This window comes from Obesumbacterium proteus, from assembly GCF_001586165.1.
Classification (GTDB): domain Bacteria; phylum Pseudomonadota; class Gammaproteobacteria; order Enterobacterales; family Enterobacteriaceae; genus Hafnia; species Hafnia protea.
Genome location: NZ_CP014608.1, coordinates 2,328,878 through 2,347,414 on the forward strand (window position 1 = coordinate 2,328,878; position 18,537 = coordinate 2,347,414).

The window sequence follows — 18,537 nt, forward strand, 5'->3', positions numbered from 1 at the left end:
TTTGGCATGACTTCAGGTGTAACGGGGAGGGCGTCGCAAGCATCTAATCCGCAGGCGCTGACTAGAAGGATATAACCGGCTATCAGCATCTATTTCTGCTCCTGTGCTGGGGCTGAAACCTCAAGGTCTGAAATAATGTCAATCACAGAACTTAATCGGATAGCCATTGCCGAGGCTTTTTTAGTCGGAACTGGAAGCTCTTTTAATATCCAATTCAAGATTCTATTTAGTATTTCCACCTGCTGACTCAAATCTACAGGCTCGGTCTGTTTAGGTATTACCGGTGCTGCATAAAGCGGCGTAGAGTGAATGCCGTGCGTGGCCTCACCAAGCCCAACAAAGTCTCCATCAGTGGTAAATTGATCGCCTGTGCGCATGTGAACAATCCAAGCAACGGGATTCTTAGCTGCTTGCTCGTATGCCAGAATCTTTTCTTTCGCGATTTTAAACTCATCAATCACATGAAGAGCATCAACAAATATGTCGTAGTTCTCTTTGTCTGCCGGATCGCTGTATGAATCTTGAAACTGCAATAAATCGTCTTGCAGCTTCTCTAACCGCTCAGTTGTTAACTTAGTCATTGTTCTGCTCCACGGATTCCAGTCGAGATTTAATTAGCGCAATCACAATTTTGTATTGCTCGGCATATTTGCTATCGCCATGAGTAGCATTTATTGCCTTTTCAAATTCCTCGATAGATCCAGAGAAGCAACCACGACGAACAACGATAGAGTTATCTTTCTGACGGAAAGCAGTTAAGAAACCACCTTCAGATCCAATTGGCGACACAGTAATGTGATGCGCATTGTCGTACACCTGCGCATCGCCGGACACCTGCGCATTGCCGGACACCCGCGCATTGCCGTACACCTGCGCATTGCCGGACACCCACGCATTGCCGCACACCCGCGCATTGCCGGACACCCACGCATCGCCGGACACCCACGCATTGCCGCACACCCGCGCATTGCCGTACACCAGCGCATTGCCGGACACCAGCGCATCGCCGTACACCCACGCATTGCCGTACACCTGCGCATCGCCGTACACCCACGCATTGCCGGACTGATCCACGCACTCCTCTTTTTCAACCCAGCCGCCTAAATCACCCTTGGAAATATCGCTAAATGAAATCAGTGCGCGAATACGGAATAATTTGCGACCAAAGAACTCTTTAGATAACTCTGCAACCAATTCAAACTTTTTCATTTCATTTTCCTGTGAATTTGTATTTAGCTCTTTGCTATTACTGTGCATCATTAATCCCCTTGCGAAGCTGGGCTGCGAATTTATTAGCCTCTTTGATTACCGACTCAAACTCTTGCTTTAATGCACCGTATGCGATGGTATCTGGATGCATGGTTTCAATCATGTTTGTGTATTTCGCAGCTAAAGCATCAACACCTTTTGCCATCCACTCACGGGTGAATGCGTCGGTGGCTGGGGTATCACTAAGCGCCTCTTTTACTTTTTTATCAGCCATATAAATTGACTGATGCCAAAAGTCAGAATGTGGAGGCATGCCTGCATTCTTTATTTCTTCATTCAAATGGATTCGCTCTGTAATAGCGGATTTTAAATTATGCAATTCAACTAACAGCGCATCACGCTGCTGAACTACTGATTCGTATGTCTCTATTGGTAGGTTGTTCATGAATATCTCCTATGCGGCCATACTTAGCGCAGAAATAGCCGCGTCGATATCAACGTCAGGCTTTAGTCGGTAGATAGTTCCACCAAGATTCACATTCCCCCATGGCTCTGCGTCCAGATATGCTCTAATGCGGCCAATGTGGTTGTATTTGATGTGAGTGGATTCAAGAAAATTTCGCCATGTGTAATATGGCTCGTGATAATTCAGCGTCACCCCGCCAGTAGCACCGCCGCCCAATAGCTTGCCGCCCACTGAGTTAAGCGCTCTGTGGAATTCGGTGATGTTATTGTCGGGGTGCTGGCTGAGGACGCGCAGGATGCTCTGCGGCGTCATGATTGTTACCTGCTAGAAAGGAATGTCGTCATCGAAGTCCATTGGAGGTTCATTGCTTTGTGGCTGAGCTGCTGGAGTGCTCTGAGGGCGAGCCGCTGGCAGTAAGCCGCCGCTGAACTGATTACCCTGTGCCTGACCGCCGCCCATAGGCGCACCGCCACCTTGACGTCCACCCAGCATCTGCATGGTGCCGCCAACGTTTACAACAATCTCAGTGGTGTATTTTTCAACACCAGCCTGATCTGTCCACTTACGAGTCTGCAAAGCACCTTCGATATAAACCTGATAACCTTTACGCAGATATTCACCAGCAACCTCAGCCAGCTTTCCGAATAGCACTACGCGATGCCACTCAGTTTTTTCCTTCTGCTCGCCAGTCTGTTTGTCACGCCAGCTCTCTGATGTGGCTAGCGTGATGTTTGCGACTGCGCCTCCGTTAGGCATGTATCGAACTTCTGGATCATTTCCCAAATTCCCGACAAGGATTACTTTATTTACGCCTCTGCTCGCCATTTATTCAGCTTCCTCAGTTGGTAATAGTTCTGATTTTCTTGCTTCGTATATTTCTTGTGCCTTGGCTTGTTCTGGCGTATCTCTCAATGAACGGTAAGCCTCAGCCCATGCAGACTTCAGGGAATCAAATGATTGGGACTTCTCAGCAACAAGAACGAAGTGGGCTAAGTCTATTTCAGCTTTAGTTCTTCCATCGTTAAGCCAATCGACAAGCTTTTTCCCTACCGAATCGTCAATTACCGTGTAATCCACATTGGAAAAAAGACCTGTCCTATCTTTGGATGCTGTGGCTGTGTGAGTTTCGTGGTTAATATCAAGAACGGTTGTGAACTCGTATTCAACACCATCGCGTTGCTCAGATTTCATGCCAAGTTTTACGACCTTTTTGCTACCTTCCTGTTGCGCTGTTTCAGTCTTGCTTCGCATAGTCGCTACGACATGGCAATTCACTCGTAGTATTGAATCAAGGAACTTGCGATGTCGCGGGGTTAATGCACTCCATGCCGCGTGTGTGTTTCCTTTGAATTTTGTTTTTGCGATCGTATCCAGATCATCAAGACAACCACCAACGCCACCCCACTCGTGAGAGATAGAATCAATAACAAGGTTGTCATACCCAGCAGCTTCGGCGGCTGCTATAGCCTCAATAAATCTCTCGGGGCTAAATGGCGGGTCTAATTCAAGAACATCGAAATCGAACTCATTTGAGTAAAGTGACGCGCTCCCTTTCTCTGTATCTATAACTGCCGTTTTCCCCCCATACTTTTACAGATAACAAGGGCGCTATACGTTTTCCCAGCCCCGCTTGGCCCAGTAAGTGCCAGCCGTAGCTTGGCTTTCTTTCTCATGGCTTTTTCAAATTTCATTAAATTAATCTCTTAGGTAGTGTTGTATCGTAAATCGCATGTCATCTGACATGTCGCTGATGGTGCTTAAAGCCCACTTGAGCCAGCTAGGATCCTCTTTTGCTACCTCAGCGAACGTCTTACCTTTGTGCTTCCCAATTCTCAGTGTTTTTAGTAGGACTGGCTGAGAGCTGATCTCTAGCATTTCTTCAACTGACCAAGACGAATCACGTGAGATGCGAATAAAAAGTGCAGCAGTTACATAGCAATCATATAGCGCACGGTGGGCGTGTAGGTTTTCAGGAACCCACGCATCAAGCCCAAGCGCGTAACGTAGGAACTGGTTGGCGTGGCTATCAAGGTCTGGATAAAGACGCGCCGCTAACTTTCTTGTGCATATCCATTCTCCGCCCATTTCTGGAAGTACGCCTTTATCAAAGTTTGCGTTGTGGGCTATGTAGAAATCAGCACCTTGATAGCGACCAACCACATCATCAATCAATGGCTTATCAGCAACGATATCCTCTGTGATGTGATGAATGGCCATTGCGCTGAATTCGATAGGGCGGTCTGGTTTAACGAAATCACTCATTGGATTAATGATGGATAAGGAGTTCTCAATATCCACACTTGCCACCTCAACAACACCGCCATTCAACCCGCATGTCTCTGTATCAATAACTCTGAGCACACTCATTAATTCCCATCCTTTTCTCTTGCATGTTTGTACGGTGATCTGCCACTGCTTCTAGTTGAGCAATCTGGTCGTTCATCACCGGAATCATCTCTGGTGATCGCATCCACTGGAGTAACTGCTGTTCCAGTGGGTCTATTGTTTGGTTCATGCTGACGCCTGCTTATTGGTTACCGTGAATCCCATGTCATTCAGGTATTCACAAATAGTCTGAATATCCATACCCGCCAGAAGCTCTCTAAGCTCTTTCTCGCTGTTTGGCTGCTCAGCTATGGAAACGCCTTGCAACTCCATTACGAACTCGCCTTGACGCACTCCATGCTTGCTAGCGAACGATGTGCATGTGATGTTCATAGCGGATCACCTTTGATAAATAAGTGCTTAACTACGGGAAGTCGTTTAACCCAGCGCAGAAATCGACAAGCTCTCACCGCTTGGATTCGGCGTGGTTCTCTCATGAAATCAGTCATAGTTATTTGCTCCAGAGTGGTGAGAAGAATTGAGTGACGATACGAACGATACGATCTAGTTGTGATTCGCGAAGAGTGCCCATGCGAGGGCACCCTGCAAAGCTGAGTTCTTGCATGGGGTTACTCCTGTTTGATTGATTAGTAGTTGATGCTGATTGCGGTGATGTTGCCTTTGGCTATAGCCGTGATGCACAGCTTGGCGCATTCTTCCGGCACACCTGCGGAGATAAGGTCTTGTAGTGCTTTGTTGTTTACTATTTTGCGGTGTTCTTTATCTGCGGCGCGGCGAGCTTCTTCATCCTTGATGCGCTTTTCTTCAGCTAATCGAGCCTGTTCCTTCTGCTCGTTTTCACGCTTAATTCGCTCGGCTTCTTCGTGAGCTTTTCGTTGCTCTTCGGCAATGGCTTCCTGCTTTTCACGTTCAGCACGCTCAGCGGCTTCCTGCTTCTCGCGTTCGGCTCGCTGCTCCGCCTCTATGCGGTCGCGCTCCGCCTTCTCCGCCAGCTCTTTGGCTTCACGTTCGGCGCGTTCCTTCGCCAATGTCGCTTCACGTTCTCTGGCTGCTGCCGCTTCGATTTCACGCTTTGCCGCTTCATCTGCTTCGCGCCGTGCTTTCTCTTCGGCCTCACGCTTAATACGTTCTTCATGCTCGCGTTTGGCTTGCTCGGCTTTCTGTCGTGCTTCTTCGCGCTCACGGTCAATCTTCTCGTTCATGAGTAAAGCCATTTCATGATCGGCTTCAATCTTGGCTGCGCGTTGGCGGTCGAACTCTGAATTCATTACCAGCGCTTCTTCATGCATGGCATTCATGGCTTCCTCGGCCTTGATACGCTCCTGCTCAGCTTCCCACTCAGTAAGTGGTCGTCGAACCTCATCCTTCAGCGCATCCAGCCGCTCACGCACTAATCGGCGGCTTTCATCAATCTGCTTTGGCAGCGCCTTTAGTTCGGCTACGAGGTCTTTACCAGCGTTGTCGATATAAGTTTTCGAACGGGCAACTTTATGTGCCATAGATGCGATAGCGTCTCGGCCTTTCTTTGTCGATAAATCCGGCACCAGACTGCGAGCCTCTTTCTCGATAGCCTCAATAAGTGGGTCTAGCTGCTCTTGGCTGGTGAAGACCGCTAGAGCATTGGTCTTCTCAATGACGACTAAATCTGTAATCTCGCTCACTGGCGATCTCCTTTGTTGGTTTCATTGCAAAACGCCTACGCTTTGCGGTGAAGCGGGTATAAAAAAGCCCCTAACGAGAGGGGCAAAACGTGTCAGCTAACCAGAGCAGTCATTCTCCAGTTATGAGCGGGATTGCTCACAGCAGATACTCAGTGAATACCTGCTAGGTGCATTACTCGTCACGGGCTTTTAACATTGCGTCGGCCATTAGATAAGCATCCTTCGCTACGCCATCTCTCCAGCCTTCTTGAACACCATTCTCAGCGGCGTAGTTAAGGTAGTCCGCATAACACAGGCCGAGCGCCTTCGATGCGAAGTAATCGCGAGCAGTTAATTCATCTACAGAATTTGATTTTTCCTCTGGGTATGGCTCATCGTCGAAACGATAAAGCAGGTCGTAATTGCCAGAATCATCGAATGTACTATGCTCATACGCCCATCGGTGACCATTAAACAGGAATGATTTACCTATGCTTGTTTTATCAAAACGGACTTTCATGTAATCAGGGTATTCTTTGGAATCTTTATAAACTTTTAGTGTGTGCTTCATATCTATCTCCATTCTGGGTATAAAAAAGACCGCTAGGCGGCCTCAGTTTCTTCACTTGGCTCTTTAAGCCAATTTGGACGCTCACCCTTACCAAGATAAAAATCTATGATATCTAGCAGCTCAGGGTAGAAGCGCAGTGCTGAACGTCCATTCATATCAGCAATTTCCTGTTTGCTGTACTTGCGCCACTCTGCAACTGTATGGTTCTGGCATCCTGCTCGAACATATTCACCATTGGTGATGGTGATTGGATATTTATGCCCCATGATTACGAACGTGTGATCTGGCAGGTCGGCACTGCACAGGTCGGCACCGCACAGGTTGGCACCGCGCAGGTCGGCATCGCGCAGGTCGGCACCGCACAGGTCGGCACCGCTCAGGTCGGCACCGCTCAGGTTGGCATCGCGCAGGTTGGCACCGCACAGGTTGGCACGTGATCCGTTTTCTCCAAACGACTCAATCCAAATTTTGTGTTCATCAAGAATCTTGCGTAAATCTGCGGTATTCATCTCACACCCCTTGTTCACCCAATAAAAAAGGCCGCCTAAGCGACCTGTTAATCTGCGTCCACACTCTCATGTAGAGCTGTAATTCCACCGTGTTTCTCAATCAACTTCTCAACGACATTCCGAGGGACATAAGCGTAAACGGTACCTGTCGGATCTTGAACGTCTTCACACCAATCCATAATGATTTCGTCTTTTTCACTCGGAAATCCAAGCTCAAAAGAGTGATACATAGCAATATCTTTAAAGTCGCTTCGAGGCTGGCAGTATGCAGAATCACTAGCCTGAATTGACACGCTATAACCATCTGCGCAAATCACTCGGCGATTGAAGTACCAGCGATCTTCAAATCTCGGCGCTCTGGCCTCATTTAGCCAGTCATTCATGGTTTTTGTACCGCTCATACCTACCTCTCTAAATTAAGGGAATGCTCTTCCCGCGAATCTACTTAATAATATGAACCGCTTCTTTGCGTGTATTACGGTGCCCTGCTGCGTATAAAGCGACCTCTGGCAGGCAAACAGAACCTTCGTACTTGCTCACCATGCTAGTGATCGTAACCACTTCAGATTTCATGCAAGGCTTACGCTTACACTGCAATACAACGCGTGATGGGGTAGGGCGATGCATAACCTCTGAGCTTACCGCCTCTTGGCTTTGCAACTCAGCTCTACGTGCACGACGACGAGCTGCTGAAGAACCATTGAACTCTGTTCTGCGAGACATAAATACCTCCTGAGTTAACTTTGGTGATGCGTTGCCAGATGCTGATCTTCTGGTTAGCTCGGAGGCCTGCAATTCATCGCATCCCAAAATTAACTTTGGTATATCTGGCTTTTCAGCCACGTAGGTGAATCCATCACCGTTGTTTAAAGAGCTTCCAACTTCTTGTCGGTTAGTGCGTCCTGCTGTGTTGATGAATGAAGTATACGTATCGTATTCATATGATGCAATACGTTATGTATACAAAATTTGTAATGTATACGTATTGTCATGATTTATATGTGTATTTATTTTTAATATGAGTGTCGTTGATATTTTTATGGTGCTAAAGTGAGCAAAACAGGAGGGAGCATGGAAAAAAACGTGATCGGCTACAACGACCTATGCGATGCGGTGGGAAAGGCAACGTTAAATTTGGTGTCTTACAAGCAAGAGGTGACGAAGGAGTGAGGGCAATAAAAACCCCGCTCTGCGGCGGGGTGAGTGACTGTTTAGTCAATATCTGCTGGTTCTTCAACAAAATCAAAATATGGCAAGTTAACATTTCCATATCCAGAAAGTTGTAAAACTGATTCAATATAGGTTTTTATGTATGGAAACGCTAAATGTGGTGCATCAGACCTAACTGACAGCGACTTTGTAAATTCATCATCAACTTTGCAGTCTGATTTGAAATCGAAGTCATAAATAACTTCAACTTCTGCGGTGTTTTCAGCCAAAACAGTAACATTAAATCTAGCCCTAAATATCGTTTCATCTTTGATATTATTGAATATTTCATTTGTTATTTTAATTTTTATTTTAGGTTTCTTCTTGTCTTTTGCTTCGTGCCTTTTGAGAGACATTCCCTGTACTTTCTTATTAAATAATTTGATGTTCATGATTAATGCACCATCTCTCTAAAGTCTTTGTTGTTTGGGTGGAGGCTATTCTGTTTCATATCAAATGTGACTTCGGTAGTACTGGATGATATTTTATGCAGTTCTTCTGCTTCCTGTGGCCAATAATTCTTCCAATTAGCAGTTTTTTCGGGTATCTCGAACATGATATTCTGTAAGTCTACATTTTCGTCTTTGTCGAATGGAGGTATTGAGCTTATAAGCCGCATCGTTTCATTTAGTGATAGCTTTATAATTTTTCCACTAATTGATCCAATAGCCTCCCAATCATCGAGTTCATGCTGATGTTCCATGTCAGTAGCATCACTCTGAATCAGAACATCTAGAGGTATCCCTAATCCATTATGAATCCTTCTTATCATGGAAAGACTTAAAGGACGCTTTCTATTCAATACCTCTGAAACCTTAGATGCAGACCCAATATATTGTCTCATATCAGCTTGAGTTAAGCCTTGCTGATCCATTCTAAATTTTATTGCTTCAATTGGATCTGGCTTATCAATAGGGTAGTTCTGCTCTTCATATTTTTGAACTAGGAGGTTCAACAACTCAAACCTGTCGAACTCATCAGTCCCTGGTGTTAGGCCTGATTCTAGCAATTGCATGATTTCATTCATGTATTGATCATATTGTTCTTCAGATTTTATGATGCTTACTAAAGACTTACTCATAATTTAAACCCACCTTTTCGGTTCTTTTTATCGTACTCAGCGTGAGTCCCGATCCATTTAACTACAACATATTTACCCACATACTGAACCTCGACTACTAATCTGTGGTTGTTTCCGTTGATGTTAAAAATTACTAAACCATCAACATAATCAGCATGTCGATAAGACGCCCTTATGTCATGAAAATTAGACCAGTTAGCTCTTTTTGTTTCATCAAGCCATGATCGCAATGCACCTGACGCTTGGTTGTGCTTTTTGGAATATTCAGCTATGAGCTTTGTATTCGTTACCATCATGGCCATACTTAACGATGTCCTTATCACTTACTATATATGAAGTTCCCAAAAAGGGAAATACACCTAACTACTGTACAATTAAACACCTTATTCCCCTAAAACGTATCCTCAGGCCACTGGGCTTTGATCACCTTTCCGATGATGCGGCAGTTAATTCCGCACTCTAAGCTCTGGTAACGAGGGTTAGGGTTGAGTGGCTCAAGCCAAGGCTTACCATCTTCAATGACAAATCGCTTGAATGTCACTGCTGTGTCGTTATCAATTCCAGCAACACAATAATCGCCAGAAGCAACGTCCTCAGCAGGATCTACAAGGATTAGCATCCCCTCGGGGAAGCTGGGGCGACTGCCAGTTGGAGCTGTCATTGAGTGACCCTCAACAACAAGCCAGAAAGCCATGTCACTAGCTTTTTTGGTTGTGCCAATCCAGTCCTTAGCATCTTGCTCTGTGTAAGAACCAACTGCGCCGAATGACCCCGCCTGAACACTAGTGAATAGAGGGTATGAATACTGAGGTTCAGGAGGCAAGGTGTCTGGGTTTTCACCATGCTGTAAGCTGAATGTTCCATCAGTATTGAATACAGGATCTTTAATACCTAAACGATTAAAAATTGCCGAGATTTCTTGGAGTGTCGGCTGCCTTCTTCCGTTGAGCCAATGGCTAACCGCTCCCTTAGTAATTCCTAAGTGAACAGCGATATCTTCCTGTGTAACGCCTAGAGCCTTCATGCGCTCTTTGGCTAAGTCATACCATGTCATTTTCATAGCCTAATTATACATTCTGTATAGAACACTCTAAAGTCACAAACCGTATATATTCATTTGATGTTTTGGAATACGATATGTATACTTCCGATTAAATAAGGAGGAGTACATGAATAAATTGCGAGATATTCGCGAAGCCCTTGGGCTAACACAGTCAGAACTTGCTCAGTTGGCTGGCTGCACTCCAGGGACTATCAGCCACTATGAGACTGGGCGTCGCGGCATGGACATCAATCAATGTCGTCAGTTTGTCGGAATTTTTAACCGTTTAGGGGCAAGCGTCGGTTTGGATGACGTTTTCCCACCCAAAGCAGCTTAAGTAACACCGCTCTTTCCCCAACGGACATGAAGTCCTACGTCGCTGAAAAGCGAAATCCACACAAACAAATCACTTGTGGTCATCCCACGGGCTGATCACGTCTTTATTCAACAAAGGAAGTATCACAAATGGAACATGCAAGTTATAGCAAGCGCATCAATGAAGTGGAGACAGAACTCCGCTGCCGGATGATGCAGAAGACTAACCGAGAGTTAGCGAAGGAAGCAGGGTGGCACGAATCGAAAGTAAGCCGCCTAAATATCCGCGACATGGCAACGATGTTCGTACTGCTAGAGAAGGTATGGGAAACCAGTTTGATTCGTGAGGTAGCGCGTCAGGCTGTGGAATCGGTATTGCCACAAAAGAAAAAGTCGCCAACTGCGGTAACAGCTGACGACTCTCAGATCACTATGACTTTCTAGTACTGGATCAATTCACAGGAGTAATTATACATGACAACTACTGGATCAACAACCAGTAAGGAGGTTGCTAATGAGTAACCTCGCTCAACAAATCGTAGTCCCGATAAGACCTGATTTGCAGGTCGTGGAGCAACGTGTGGCAGATATCGATGATGGGTATACCAGAGTCGCTAACGAGCTGCTAGAAGCTATCGCAAGCGCAGATTTAACAGCGCGTCAGTTGAAGGTCATGCTGGCTTACGTAAGAAAAACGTATGGCTTCAACAAGAAAACAGATCGCATTGCCGATGAGCAGATTTCTCAGGTTACAGGGCTGTCTCGACAGAACGTAAACAAGGCAAAAAAAGAGCTGATTTCAATGAATTGCCTGTTACTCGATGGAAACAAAATCGGCGTAAACAAAGAGGTTTCTGCGTGGCAATTTAGCAAGTGTCTCCAAGTTAGCAACTTTGTCTCTAAGTCAGAGACAAAACGTGTCTCCAAGTTAGAGACAATCGATGTCTCCAGTTTAGAGACACACAAAAGACATTCTTTAAAAGACAAGAAAGACAATATTAATAAACCCCCTATAGTCCCCCAAGAATCAAATCCTAAACCCAAGGCGAAATCGAAAGCATCGCTTGATGCGGCATCTGCCGAAATACCTGAATGGCTTAGCAGGGATACATGGCTGTCATGGGTTAGCTACAGGAAAGAAATCGGCAAGACGATTAAATCTGCGCAGACGATCACACAGGCCATCAACACTCTGATGAAAAGCCGTGAAATTGGCTACCAGCCTGAAGAGATTATCAATCAGAGCATCGCTAGCGGCTGGGTTGGGATATTCGTCCCTAAGCAGCCTAAGGCACCAGCCAAGCATGTTACTAAATCGGCACCGGAAAACTTCTCTGGCAAAGACTATGGGCAAACAGACTTACCAGCATGGGCGGAGCAACCATGAACCTGATAGAAAAAATCATCAACGTTGAGAAGCGACTCAATGACCTATCCAAGCCACCAATTGAAATCGAACATACCGTTGTTGCTTACTCAACTGCCGTGTGTGAAAAGCATGGTGAGTTTGAGCAGAGAACGCGGCAGTCGGTCGGGCCCGTGAAAGTCCCATCTTACCCGTCACCATGCACCAAGTGCTTGGCTGAAGAATTAGCGGCCCTCAAGGCAGAGCAACAGGCCACAGACGAACGCGCCAAACAGCGCAGAATCGATAACCTGATGCGAGAGCTAGAGGTTCCAGAGCGATTCGCACCATGCACGCTGGAAAACTACGAACCGGTCAATCCAGAGTCTAAGCGCTGCCTGAATGTCTGCAAGGCGTATGCGGCTAAATGGCCTGAACGACTGAAGCAGGGTGGCGGGCTGGTGATGTGCGGTAAGCCCGGCACCGGAAAGAATCACCTGGCACTGGCTATTGCTAAACATGTGATCCGCGAACATCAGGACTCAGCGCTGTTTACGACTGCGCTACGTGTTGCAAGAAACTTCAAGTCAACATGGAGCAAGACGGCAACCATGACGGAAGCGGAAGTTATTGCGACATACACCGCGCCGGATCTGTTAATCATCGATGAGGTTGGCGTTCAGTTCGGCTCTGACTCTGAAAAGATGATCCTGTTTGAAATCATCAACACCAGATACGAGAAGATGCGCCCGACCATCCTGATAAGCAACTTGACTCGGGAAGAGCTGGTTACGTTCATTGGTGAGCGCGTTCTCGATCGTATGAGCGATGGCGGAGGATGTACGCTGGCGTTTACATGGGAAAGCTACCGATCGAAGAGGGCTGCGTGATGTCAAAAATTAGAACGGTTATCTCCTACATCGAAAAGCATGGCGCGTCTCCAATGGGGGAAATATGCAGAGGGACGGGATTTAGCGTCAGAGAAGTTAACTCAAGCCTGAGATACCTCGCACGAATCGGAATGCTGATCAAAACGGGGAGCCGCGGCAAATATCGGTACGGTATCCCAGAAGCACCAAAACACGCCAAAACCAAGCCGCCAATCCGCAAGAAAACAGTCATTACAGCAAAAGACAATACAGTCACCATCGGGTCCAAGAAGCAGGAAATCGAACAGCTGATTAATCGTGGATTGGTTCGTCGAGCACAAACGGCAATATCTAGTCTTATAGCTGAAGCTCGGGATCTGGACACCGTAAATTGGGCGATGGACAAGGGCAACGCTTGCGGCTTCAGGGCCAAATACTTTTAGGAGATAGTCATGAATAAGTTAATCCTCATAGGCGCATTGCTTCTAGCAGGATGCACAGACCCAAACGAGGCTAGAAAGGTACTTCAGGACAATGGATATACCGACATCCGTATTAGCGGTTACTCATATTTAGGGTGCAGTGAGAAAGATCCAATATCGACTGGTTTTATCGCAAAGGGGCCAACTGGCCGCGATGTTAAAGGTGTTGTTTGCTCTGGTTGGCTGAAAGGGTCAACGATACGTTTTCTCTGATGGAGATAGTCATGACAAGTCGTGAACAGTTTGAAGCCGAATGCCGAAACGGATTGATTAACGGCGGGCTAGCTAAGCATGAAAATGGAAAGTATGCCTCAGAATTAACAGATGCTGTGTGGCGTGGATGGCAAGCAAGCCGCGAGGCGGTGGAGGTTGAGCTACCAAGCCTGAAGCAAATCGATAGCGGTGAGAGATATGTTTGGTCAGATGGTGTATTCAATTTTAAGGAAGATGTAATTAAAGCGATCCGCGCAGCTGGCATCAAGGTTAAGGGGGAGTGATGAATAAACAGGCCTATTTTCTGATAGACCGACACCGACAGCAAAACGCCATACAGTTCATCCAGTCACTCCCAGTCAATCCAGATTCACCCCTCGTAGTAACCATCCAAGAGCGAACCAGAACCCTAGACCAGAATGCGCGCCTATGGGCAATGCTTAACGATATCAGTGAGCAAGTCGTTTGGCATGGTTTAACTCTCAGCAGTGAAGACTGGAAGCACATATTCACTGCATCACTCAAAGGTCAGCGATCGGCGCCTGGCATTGAGGGCGGGTTCGTTGTGCTTGGGCAATCAACTAGTCGAATGACTGTGGGTGAAATGCGTGACCTGATAGAGCTGATACAGGCATTTGGTGCAGAGCATAACGTTAAGTTCGGTGATGATGCCATAGCCGCGATGCGCTGGGCTCAACAACACAACAGGAGTTCAGCAGCATGAAGCGACAGCGAAGTCCGACACAAATAGCGATAGACAACTTAATCTTCAACAAATCCACTCCACGCAGTAAACCACAACCCATATCAACAGTAACTTTCAACTACAGCGCCCACCTGCATGATGTGCGTTGGCTGAGAGTGCGAGCGAGGAATAGACATGACTGATTACAGCAAGATGAGCGACTTTGAGATTAACTGCAAAGTTGCCAATGCACTTGGTATGACTAAACACTTCTTCTTCCTTGATGCAGAGGACGAATTTGATGATGACATTGAACCAAGCGAACGGGGTCCGATCTGGCAAACTAGGGAGCATTTCGTTAATGGATACAGGCCATCGAACGGAAACCCATTCAACCCCTGCAACAACCCATCAGACGCATGGCTGATTATTTGTGAATCCCTTATAAGTATTAGTCCTCATTATAAATTCACAGATGAATCAGAGGAATACATAGCACATAGCAATGAGTGGGTAGCTGATAATGTCATGAGTGATGGAAAGTCATTTAGATATAAAGATATCAACCCCCTCCGTGCCGCCATGATCGTCTACCTGATGATGAAGGAGAGTGAGAATGGCTAAAGGTGAAACCCGCGAAGGGATATACCTACGTATTAACGGAGCTGACTATCGAAAGGTTTACGTAGTAGGAGATTTACACGGCTGCCACGGCCTAATGATGACGTACCTAGAAGATATTAATTTCGACTTTGCCGAAGATTTGCTGATTTCAGTTGGTGACCTAATCGACCGTGGTGGGCAGAACGTCGAATGCCTAGACCTGATTACTCAGCCATGGTTTAGAGCTGTACGCGGTAACCATGAGCAGATGGCTATTCAGGCATTAAACGGCGCCGGCAATGTAAATCACTGGCTAGCTAATGGCGGCGGCTGGTTCTTCTATCTCGATTATGACCAAGAGGTTCTCGCTAAGGCATTAATCACTCATGCAGAAAGTTTACCGCTGATTATCGAAGTCAATTTCCCCAGCAAGCGTTACGTGATCGCCCATGCAGACTACCCATCAAACGAATACGTATTTGGCAAACGTGTTGATGAGGAGGAAGTGGTTTGGAATCGAGAGCGGGTGAGTAACGCGATGGACGGGGTCGGCTGCAACATTACCGGTGCGGACGAGTTTATTTTCGGCCACACGCCAGCTCGCAGCCAGATGAATTTTTTCAATCAGCGCTATATCGACACAGGTGCGGTGTTTGGTCACGGCCTGACCGTTATCCAGATAGGAGATAACAATGGCTAACCTTCGGAAAGAAGCCCAAGGCCGAGAATGCCAAGTGCGTTTACCCGGCATATGTAACGGTAACAGCGAGACGGTAGTGCTGGCTCATTTTCGAATGGCTGGATTATGCGGCGTAGGGATGAAGCCTAACGACTTATTCGGCGCTTGGGCATGCTCTGCATGTCACGATGAAATAGACCGCAGGACAAGGCGCACAGACGCTGGTGAAGCGCATATGGCACACCTTGAGGGAGTAATACGAACTCAGGCCGCGCTGATTGCAGAGGGAAAGCTAAAACTATGAAGGAATACCGGCTAACGCTGCCGTACCCGCCGAGCCTAAACACATATTGGCGACACGCAAGGCAACGGCACTACATCAGCGAGAAAGGCACAAAATACCGACAAAACATTATCACCATCATCCAGCAACAAAACCTCGATATTAACACCACCTCCAGACTCAAATTCTCAATCACCGCCCACGTACCAGACAAACGCCGCCGAGACTTAGACAACCTGCAAAAGGCTGTCTTTGATTCGCTTGTGCATGCTGGATTCATGGAAGACGACGAGCAGATTGATGATTTCAGGGTGCGGCGCGGTGAGATGGTGAAGGGCGGAAAGCTGGAAGTAGTCATCACCGAACTGGAGGGGATATGAATGCCGAAATCCGAACCATACCCGACATGCTAGTCGATACATACGGCAATCAGAGCGAGCTAGCACGACGGCTGCACATCAACAGAGAAACCATATCCAAATACATTCACGACAAAGAGGCCAAGCACCACGCAATAGTGAATGGCGTATTCATGACAGCTCGCGGGGATTGCGGGAAAAATAGGTGGGGTAAGCGATGAGACCAATAGACGCGATTTACACACTGCCCATGGTATTTAGACAGGCAGATTTACGACGACTCTGGTGCCGAGGGAAGAAGACCATCACGCCATCACAGCGAGTGTGGACGCGCTATATGTTGTCGCTCTGGGGCCATTACCTCGGCGGTGATGATGCTCCTTCAGGATGCGTTAACGTAATTGGTCGATTAATGGTTCGTTCAGAGTGGAGCGAAACACAGTCTGAGCGGATAGTTGAAGTGGTGAACAGTCTTCACAAGCAAGGTTATCGAGGTGAAGAGTTGTTCAAGAAGTCCCGTGAAATTGTGATACCAGCATCCTCAGCAAGCAACATCATCGCTCTCGCCAAAGAATCAGATGATGCCGCTTTTGTTGAGTCAGTCATGAAGAAAGCAATTAAGCGTGGAAGCCTGATCCGCGATGTAGCTATTAAACGATATTGCGATCGCAAATGCCCGCAAGACATTGCACGGATGATTTCATACATCACTGGTGCAGATGTTCAATTTTGCCGAAAGCGGGTTATCTGGTGTGAAGAGATACTGGAAGAGGAAATGTACTATGCAATGAAGCATGCAATGGAGAAGGAAATACTTCAAAATGCAGCATGAGTAAAAATATTTTCTATTTCTCTTGATTTTGGGAAATGAAAGTGTATATTTTAGTGCATGCTCGGGAGCAAAAGTGAAAGAGCGCAGTAACAAAGAAAAGGCTGGCTTAATCGCTGGCCTTTTTAGTTTTCAGCACATCACTCAGCGAAGAAGGGTAAACCGGAGCGTTTGGTGTGCTGCACAACTGCATGAGTATTGATTCGATAACCTCCAAGGCTCAACGATGTGGTGCTTGGCAGTGCTCATGACAGTTGTGGATATCCAGAAACACAGGTGCAAGATATGGTGTGATGCCGAAAGGCTTGGACAGACCTGCATCCACAGCAACACATTTTCAAGCCTCGCCATCGTGCGGGGCTTTTTCATTCTGGTGAGGAAGCACATAAGGCATGTGCGGTCGGCTGTTAACCGAATGGTATAGGGTTCGAATCCCTAACTCACCGCCAATTCTAATTTAGCGTCATCCAAAACCAACCAACCGCACTCACATATTCCTTGTCTGGCATGGATACGGATGACGCTATTCCCTAATTAATTACTCAGCGCCTAACCCTACGGGGAGGTGAGACGATGCTACGTATGGACAAAATCACAACAGGTATTTCCTACGGAGCGTCAGGCGGTAGCGCCTTATTCTGGCTTAAACAACTCCTTGATGGCTTCTCACCTGAACAGTGGGCAGCGTTTGGCGTTCTTGGAAGCTTGCTATTTGGCTTCCTGACGTTTCTAACGAATCTCTACTTCAAGGTAAAAGAAGACAGGCGCAAAGCCTCAAGGGGTGAGTTATGAATCCATCCCTGAGAAATAAATTAAGCGCAGCAATGATTACCCTCATCGTATCAGGTGCATCGGCTCCGGTATTGCTTGACCAGTTTCTGAATGAGAAAGAAGGAAGCAGCCTAACGGCGTACCGAGATGGCGGTGGAGTCTGGACGATATGCCGTGGTGCAACCATGGTTGATGGTAAGCCAGTCGTTCAGGGGATGAGGTTAACGCAGTCCAAATGCGACCAAGTAAACGCCATAGAACGCGACAAGGCATTAGCTTGGGTAGAGCGGAATATTCACGTCCCCCTTACCGAACCACAGAAAGCAGGCATTGCATCATTCTGCCCTTACAACATCGGCCCCGGTAAATGTTTCCCTTCAACGTTCTATAAGCGACTTAATTCAGGCGATCGGAAAGGTGCTTGTGAGGCAATCCGTTGGTGGATTAAAGATGGTGGCCGTGACTGCCGCCTGACCAAAGGCCAAAAGAATGGCTGTTATGGTCAAGTGGAGAGACGTGATCAGGAAAGTGCGCTGGCGTGCTGGGGATTGGATGAATGAGCAAGTTAACCACCGCGTTACTTTCGATCATCATCGCTCTACTAGTTGGCATGTGGTACACGACAAGCCAGATGCAGTCGCTAAACACCCAACTGAAAGAAATCACTCAGGTATCCAATCAGCAGAAAGCAGACCTCGAAAACATCCAGCGGCAACGAGTACAGGCCGCCGAGCTCGATATCAAAGTCACTCAGGAATTAGCTAATGCAAAAAGTGAAATTGAAACTCTTCGTGTTGGCCTTAACACTGGCACTAAGCGGCTGCGCATCGCGGCCAGTTGTCCAAAGCTGCCCGAAACCACCGCCGCCACCGGCAAGCCTGATGCAACCAGCCCCCGATATGATGCAGAGTTTGAACGCAATTATCTCAGTCTCGTCGAACGAATCAAACAATCCGAAACAATGATTAACGGGTTACAGAGTTATATCCGCACACAGTGCCAATAGAGCCTCACTTCGGTGGGGCTTTTTA

35 protein-coding genes and 1 tRNA gene are annotated in these 18,537 nt (G+C 46.9%); 19 read left to right on the top strand and 17 right to left on the bottom strand.

The window, feature by feature from the left end:
- Positions 1-89: 89 nt before the first annotated feature.
- The 17 genes from DSM2777_RS10985 to DSM2777_RS11065 all read right to left on the bottom strand — a co-directional run bounded on the left by DSM2777_RS10985 (position 90) and on the right by DSM2777_RS11065 (position 10,085).
- A complete protein-coding gene (locus tag DSM2777_RS10985; RefSeq protein WP_061553959.1) occupies positions 90-581 on the bottom strand; it encodes a hypothetical protein in 492 nt (163 codons plus the stop codon).
- A complete protein-coding gene (locus DSM2777_RS10990; protein ID WP_061555380.1) occupies positions 574-1,209 on the bottom strand; it encodes a hypothetical protein in 636 nt (211 codons plus the stop codon). The genes DSM2777_RS10985 and DSM2777_RS10990 overlap by 8 nt, the downstream gene beginning before the upstream one ends.
- Before the next feature lie 37 nt (positions 1,210-1,246).
- Positions 1,247-1,654 (bottom strand): hypothetical protein, encoded by a 408-nt coding sequence (locus DSM2777_RS10995; protein ID WP_052739797.1) that lies wholly within the window; start codon positions 1,652-1,654, stop codon positions 1,247-1,249.
- Between the two features lie 9 nt (positions 1,655-1,663).
- Positions 1,664-1,987: a hypothetical protein gene (locus DSM2777_RS11000; RefSeq protein WP_061553960.1), complete on the bottom strand. Its 324-nt coding sequence runs from the start codon at positions 1,985-1,987 to the stop codon at positions 1,664-1,666.
- Between the two features lie 12 nt (positions 1,988-1,999).
- On the bottom strand, positions 2,000-2,500 hold the full coding sequence (locus DSM2777_RS11005) for a single-stranded DNA-binding protein (RefSeq protein WP_061553961.1): 501 nt from the start codon (positions 2,498-2,500) through the stop codon (positions 2,000-2,002).
- Positions 2,501-3,241 (bottom strand): ATP-binding protein, encoded by a 741-nt coding sequence (locus DSM2777_RS11010; RefSeq protein ID WP_237087847.1) that lies wholly within the window; start codon positions 3,239-3,241, stop codon positions 2,501-2,503.
- 129 nt (positions 3,242-3,370) lie between these two features.
- Entirely contained in the window at positions 3,371-4,042 is a 672-nt protein-coding gene (gene exoX, locus DSM2777_RS11015; protein WP_046360914.1) for an exodeoxyribonuclease X, read from the bottom strand.
- 144 nt (positions 4,043-4,186) lie between these two features.
- Positions 4,187-4,393, bottom strand: coding sequence for a hypothetical protein (locus tag DSM2777_RS11020; protein ID WP_061553962.1), 207 nt, complete (start codon positions 4,391-4,393; stop codon positions 4,187-4,189).
- Between the two features lie 254 nt (positions 4,394-4,647).
- A complete protein-coding gene (locus DSM2777_RS11025) occupies positions 4,648-5,682 on the bottom strand; it encodes a hypothetical protein (RefSeq protein WP_061553963.1) in 1,035 nt (344 codons plus the stop codon).
- 172 nt (positions 5,683-5,854) lie between these two features.
- On the bottom strand, positions 5,855-6,232 hold the full coding sequence (locus DSM2777_RS24955) for a hypothetical protein (RefSeq protein WP_061553681.1): 378 nt from the start codon (positions 6,230-6,232) through the stop codon (positions 5,855-5,857).
- A 32-nt stretch (positions 6,233-6,264) separates the two neighbouring features.
- Positions 6,265-6,741: a pentapeptide repeat-containing protein gene (locus tag DSM2777_RS11035; protein ID WP_061553964.1), complete on the bottom strand. Its 477-nt coding sequence runs from the start codon at positions 6,739-6,741 to the stop codon at positions 6,265-6,267.
- 47 nt (positions 6,742-6,788) lie between these two features.
- The gene (locus tag DSM2777_RS11040; protein WP_061553965.1) at positions 6,789-7,142 is read right to left on the bottom strand and encodes a hypothetical protein; all 354 of its coding nucleotides are present in this window, start codon (positions 7,140-7,142) and stop codon (positions 6,789-6,791) included.
- A 40-nt stretch (positions 7,143-7,182) separates the two neighbouring features.
- Positions 7,183-7,464: a transcriptional antitermination N peptide gene (locus DSM2777_RS11045; protein WP_061553966.1), complete on the bottom strand. Its 282-nt coding sequence runs from the start codon at positions 7,462-7,464 to the stop codon at positions 7,183-7,185.
- A gap of 488 nt (positions 7,465-7,952) precedes the next feature.
- Entirely contained in the window at positions 7,953-8,342 is a 390-nt protein-coding gene (locus tag DSM2777_RS11050) for a protein-export chaperone SecB (protein WP_061553967.1), read from the bottom strand.
- Positions 8,343-8,344: 2 nt separating this feature from the next.
- A complete protein-coding gene (locus DSM2777_RS11055; RefSeq protein WP_061553968.1) occupies positions 8,345-9,031 on the bottom strand; it encodes a helix-turn-helix domain-containing protein in 687 nt (228 codons plus the stop codon).
- Entirely contained in the window at positions 9,028-9,333 is a 306-nt protein-coding gene (locus DSM2777_RS11060) for a type II toxin-antitoxin system HigB family toxin (RefSeq protein ID WP_224452323.1), read from the bottom strand. The genes DSM2777_RS11055 and DSM2777_RS11060 overlap by 4 nt, the downstream gene beginning before the upstream one ends.
- An 89-nt stretch (positions 9,334-9,422) precedes the next feature.
- Complete coding sequence (locus tag DSM2777_RS11065; protein ID WP_061553969.1) at positions 9,423-10,085, bottom strand: LexA family protein; 663 nt, start codon at positions 10,083-10,085, stop codon at positions 9,423-9,425.
- Positions 10,086-10,200: 115 nt separating this feature from the next.
- Here DSM2777_RS11065 and DSM2777_RS11070 point away from each other — a divergent pair, with 115 nt between their 5' ends.
- The 19 genes from DSM2777_RS11070 (at position 10,201) to DSM2777_RS24470 (ending at position 18,512) form a co-directional block, all read left to right on the top strand.
- Positions 10,201-10,410: a helix-turn-helix transcriptional regulator gene (locus DSM2777_RS11070; protein WP_061553970.1), complete on the top strand. Its 210-nt coding sequence runs from the start codon at positions 10,201-10,203 to the stop codon at positions 10,408-10,410.
- A 128-nt stretch (positions 10,411-10,538) separates the two neighbouring features.
- Complete coding sequence (locus tag DSM2777_RS11075) at positions 10,539-10,832, top strand: CII family transcriptional regulator (RefSeq protein ID WP_061553686.1); 294 nt, start codon at positions 10,539-10,541, stop codon at positions 10,830-10,832.
- Between the two features lie 70 nt (positions 10,833-10,902).
- Positions 10,903-11,775: a replication protein gene (locus DSM2777_RS11080; protein ID WP_061553971.1), complete on the top strand. Its 873-nt coding sequence runs from the start codon at positions 10,903-10,905 to the stop codon at positions 11,773-11,775.
- Positions 11,772-12,623 carry an ATP-binding protein gene (locus tag DSM2777_RS11085; RefSeq protein WP_174521853.1) on the top strand — a complete coding sequence of 284 codons (852 nt, stop codon included), beginning with the start codon at positions 11,772-11,774 and terminating at the stop codon, positions 12,621-12,623. Before DSM2777_RS11080 ends, DSM2777_RS11085 begins: the two co-directional genes overlap by 4 nt.
- Positions 12,590-13,045: a hypothetical protein gene (locus DSM2777_RS11090; protein WP_156088378.1), complete on the top strand. Its 456-nt coding sequence runs from the start codon at positions 12,590-12,592 to the stop codon at positions 13,043-13,045. Before DSM2777_RS11085 ends, DSM2777_RS11090 begins: the two co-directional genes overlap by 34 nt.
- A gap of 9 nt (positions 13,046-13,054) precedes the next feature.
- Positions 13,055-13,297: a hypothetical protein gene (locus DSM2777_RS11095; protein WP_061553974.1), complete on the top strand. Its 243-nt coding sequence runs from the start codon at positions 13,055-13,057 to the stop codon at positions 13,295-13,297.
- Positions 13,298-13,308: 11 nt separating this feature from the next.
- Positions 13,309-13,581, top strand: a complete 273-nt coding sequence (locus DSM2777_RS11100; RefSeq protein ID WP_061553975.1) for a phiTE_015 family protein — start codon at positions 13,309-13,311, stop codon at positions 13,579-13,581.
- Positions 13,581-14,021 carry a recombination protein NinB gene (locus DSM2777_RS11105; RefSeq protein ID WP_061553692.1) on the top strand — a complete coding sequence of 147 codons (441 nt, stop codon included), beginning with the start codon at positions 13,581-13,583 and terminating at the stop codon, positions 14,019-14,021. Before DSM2777_RS11100 ends, DSM2777_RS11105 begins: the two co-directional genes overlap by 1 nt.
- Positions 14,018-14,185 carry a NinE family protein gene (locus DSM2777_RS24465; protein WP_096080455.1) on the top strand — a complete coding sequence of 56 codons (168 nt, stop codon included), beginning with the start codon at positions 14,018-14,020 and terminating at the stop codon, positions 14,183-14,185. Before DSM2777_RS11105 ends, DSM2777_RS24465 begins: the two co-directional genes overlap by 4 nt.
- On the top strand, positions 14,178-14,606 hold the full coding sequence (locus tag DSM2777_RS11110) for a phage protein NinX family protein (protein ID WP_061553693.1): 429 nt from the start codon (positions 14,178-14,180) through the stop codon (positions 14,604-14,606). Before DSM2777_RS24465 ends, DSM2777_RS11110 begins: the two co-directional genes overlap by 8 nt.
- Entirely contained in the window at positions 14,599-15,285 is a 687-nt protein-coding gene (locus DSM2777_RS11115) for a metallophosphoesterase (RefSeq protein ID WP_061553976.1), read from the top strand. The genes DSM2777_RS11110 and DSM2777_RS11115 overlap by 8 nt, the downstream gene beginning before the upstream one ends.
- Positions 15,278-15,568: a DUF1364 domain-containing protein gene (locus tag DSM2777_RS11120; protein ID WP_025796672.1), complete on the top strand. Its 291-nt coding sequence runs from the start codon at positions 15,278-15,280 to the stop codon at positions 15,566-15,568. The genes DSM2777_RS11115 and DSM2777_RS11120 overlap by 8 nt, the downstream gene beginning before the upstream one ends.
- Entirely contained in the window at positions 15,565-15,927 is a 363-nt protein-coding gene (locus tag DSM2777_RS11125; RefSeq protein ID WP_061553695.1) for a RusA family crossover junction endodeoxyribonuclease, read from the top strand. The genes DSM2777_RS11120 and DSM2777_RS11125 overlap by 4 nt, the downstream gene beginning before the upstream one ends.
- A complete protein-coding gene (locus DSM2777_RS11130) occupies positions 15,924-16,127 on the top strand; it encodes a protein ninH (protein ID WP_061553696.1) in 204 nt (67 codons plus the stop codon). Before DSM2777_RS11125 ends, DSM2777_RS11130 begins: the two co-directional genes overlap by 4 nt.
- A gap of 116 nt (positions 16,128-16,243) precedes the next feature.
- On the top strand, positions 16,244-16,738 hold the full coding sequence (locus DSM2777_RS11135) for a hypothetical protein (RefSeq protein WP_156088273.1): 495 nt from the start codon (positions 16,244-16,246) through the stop codon (positions 16,736-16,738).
- Between the two features lie 369 nt (positions 16,739-17,107).
- Positions 17,108-17,184, top strand: a tRNA-Asn gene (locus DSM2777_RS11140).
- 124 nt (positions 17,185-17,308) lie between these two features.
- Positions 17,309-17,527 carry a class II holin family protein gene (locus DSM2777_RS11145; protein ID WP_061553977.1) on the top strand — a complete coding sequence of 73 codons (219 nt, stop codon included), beginning with the start codon at positions 17,309-17,311 and terminating at the stop codon, positions 17,525-17,527.
- Positions 17,524-18,066 (top strand): lysozyme, encoded by a 543-nt coding sequence (locus DSM2777_RS11150; RefSeq protein ID WP_061553978.1) that lies wholly within the window; start codon positions 17,524-17,526, stop codon positions 18,064-18,066. The genes DSM2777_RS11145 and DSM2777_RS11150 overlap by 4 nt, the downstream gene beginning before the upstream one ends.
- The gene (locus DSM2777_RS24470) at positions 18,063-18,512 is read left to right on the top strand and encodes a lysis protein (RefSeq protein WP_043494640.1); all 450 of its coding nucleotides are present in this window, start codon (positions 18,063-18,065) and stop codon (positions 18,510-18,512) included. The genes DSM2777_RS11150 and DSM2777_RS24470 overlap by 4 nt, the downstream gene beginning before the upstream one ends.
- The last annotated feature ends 25 nt before the right edge of the window (positions 18,513-18,537 follow it).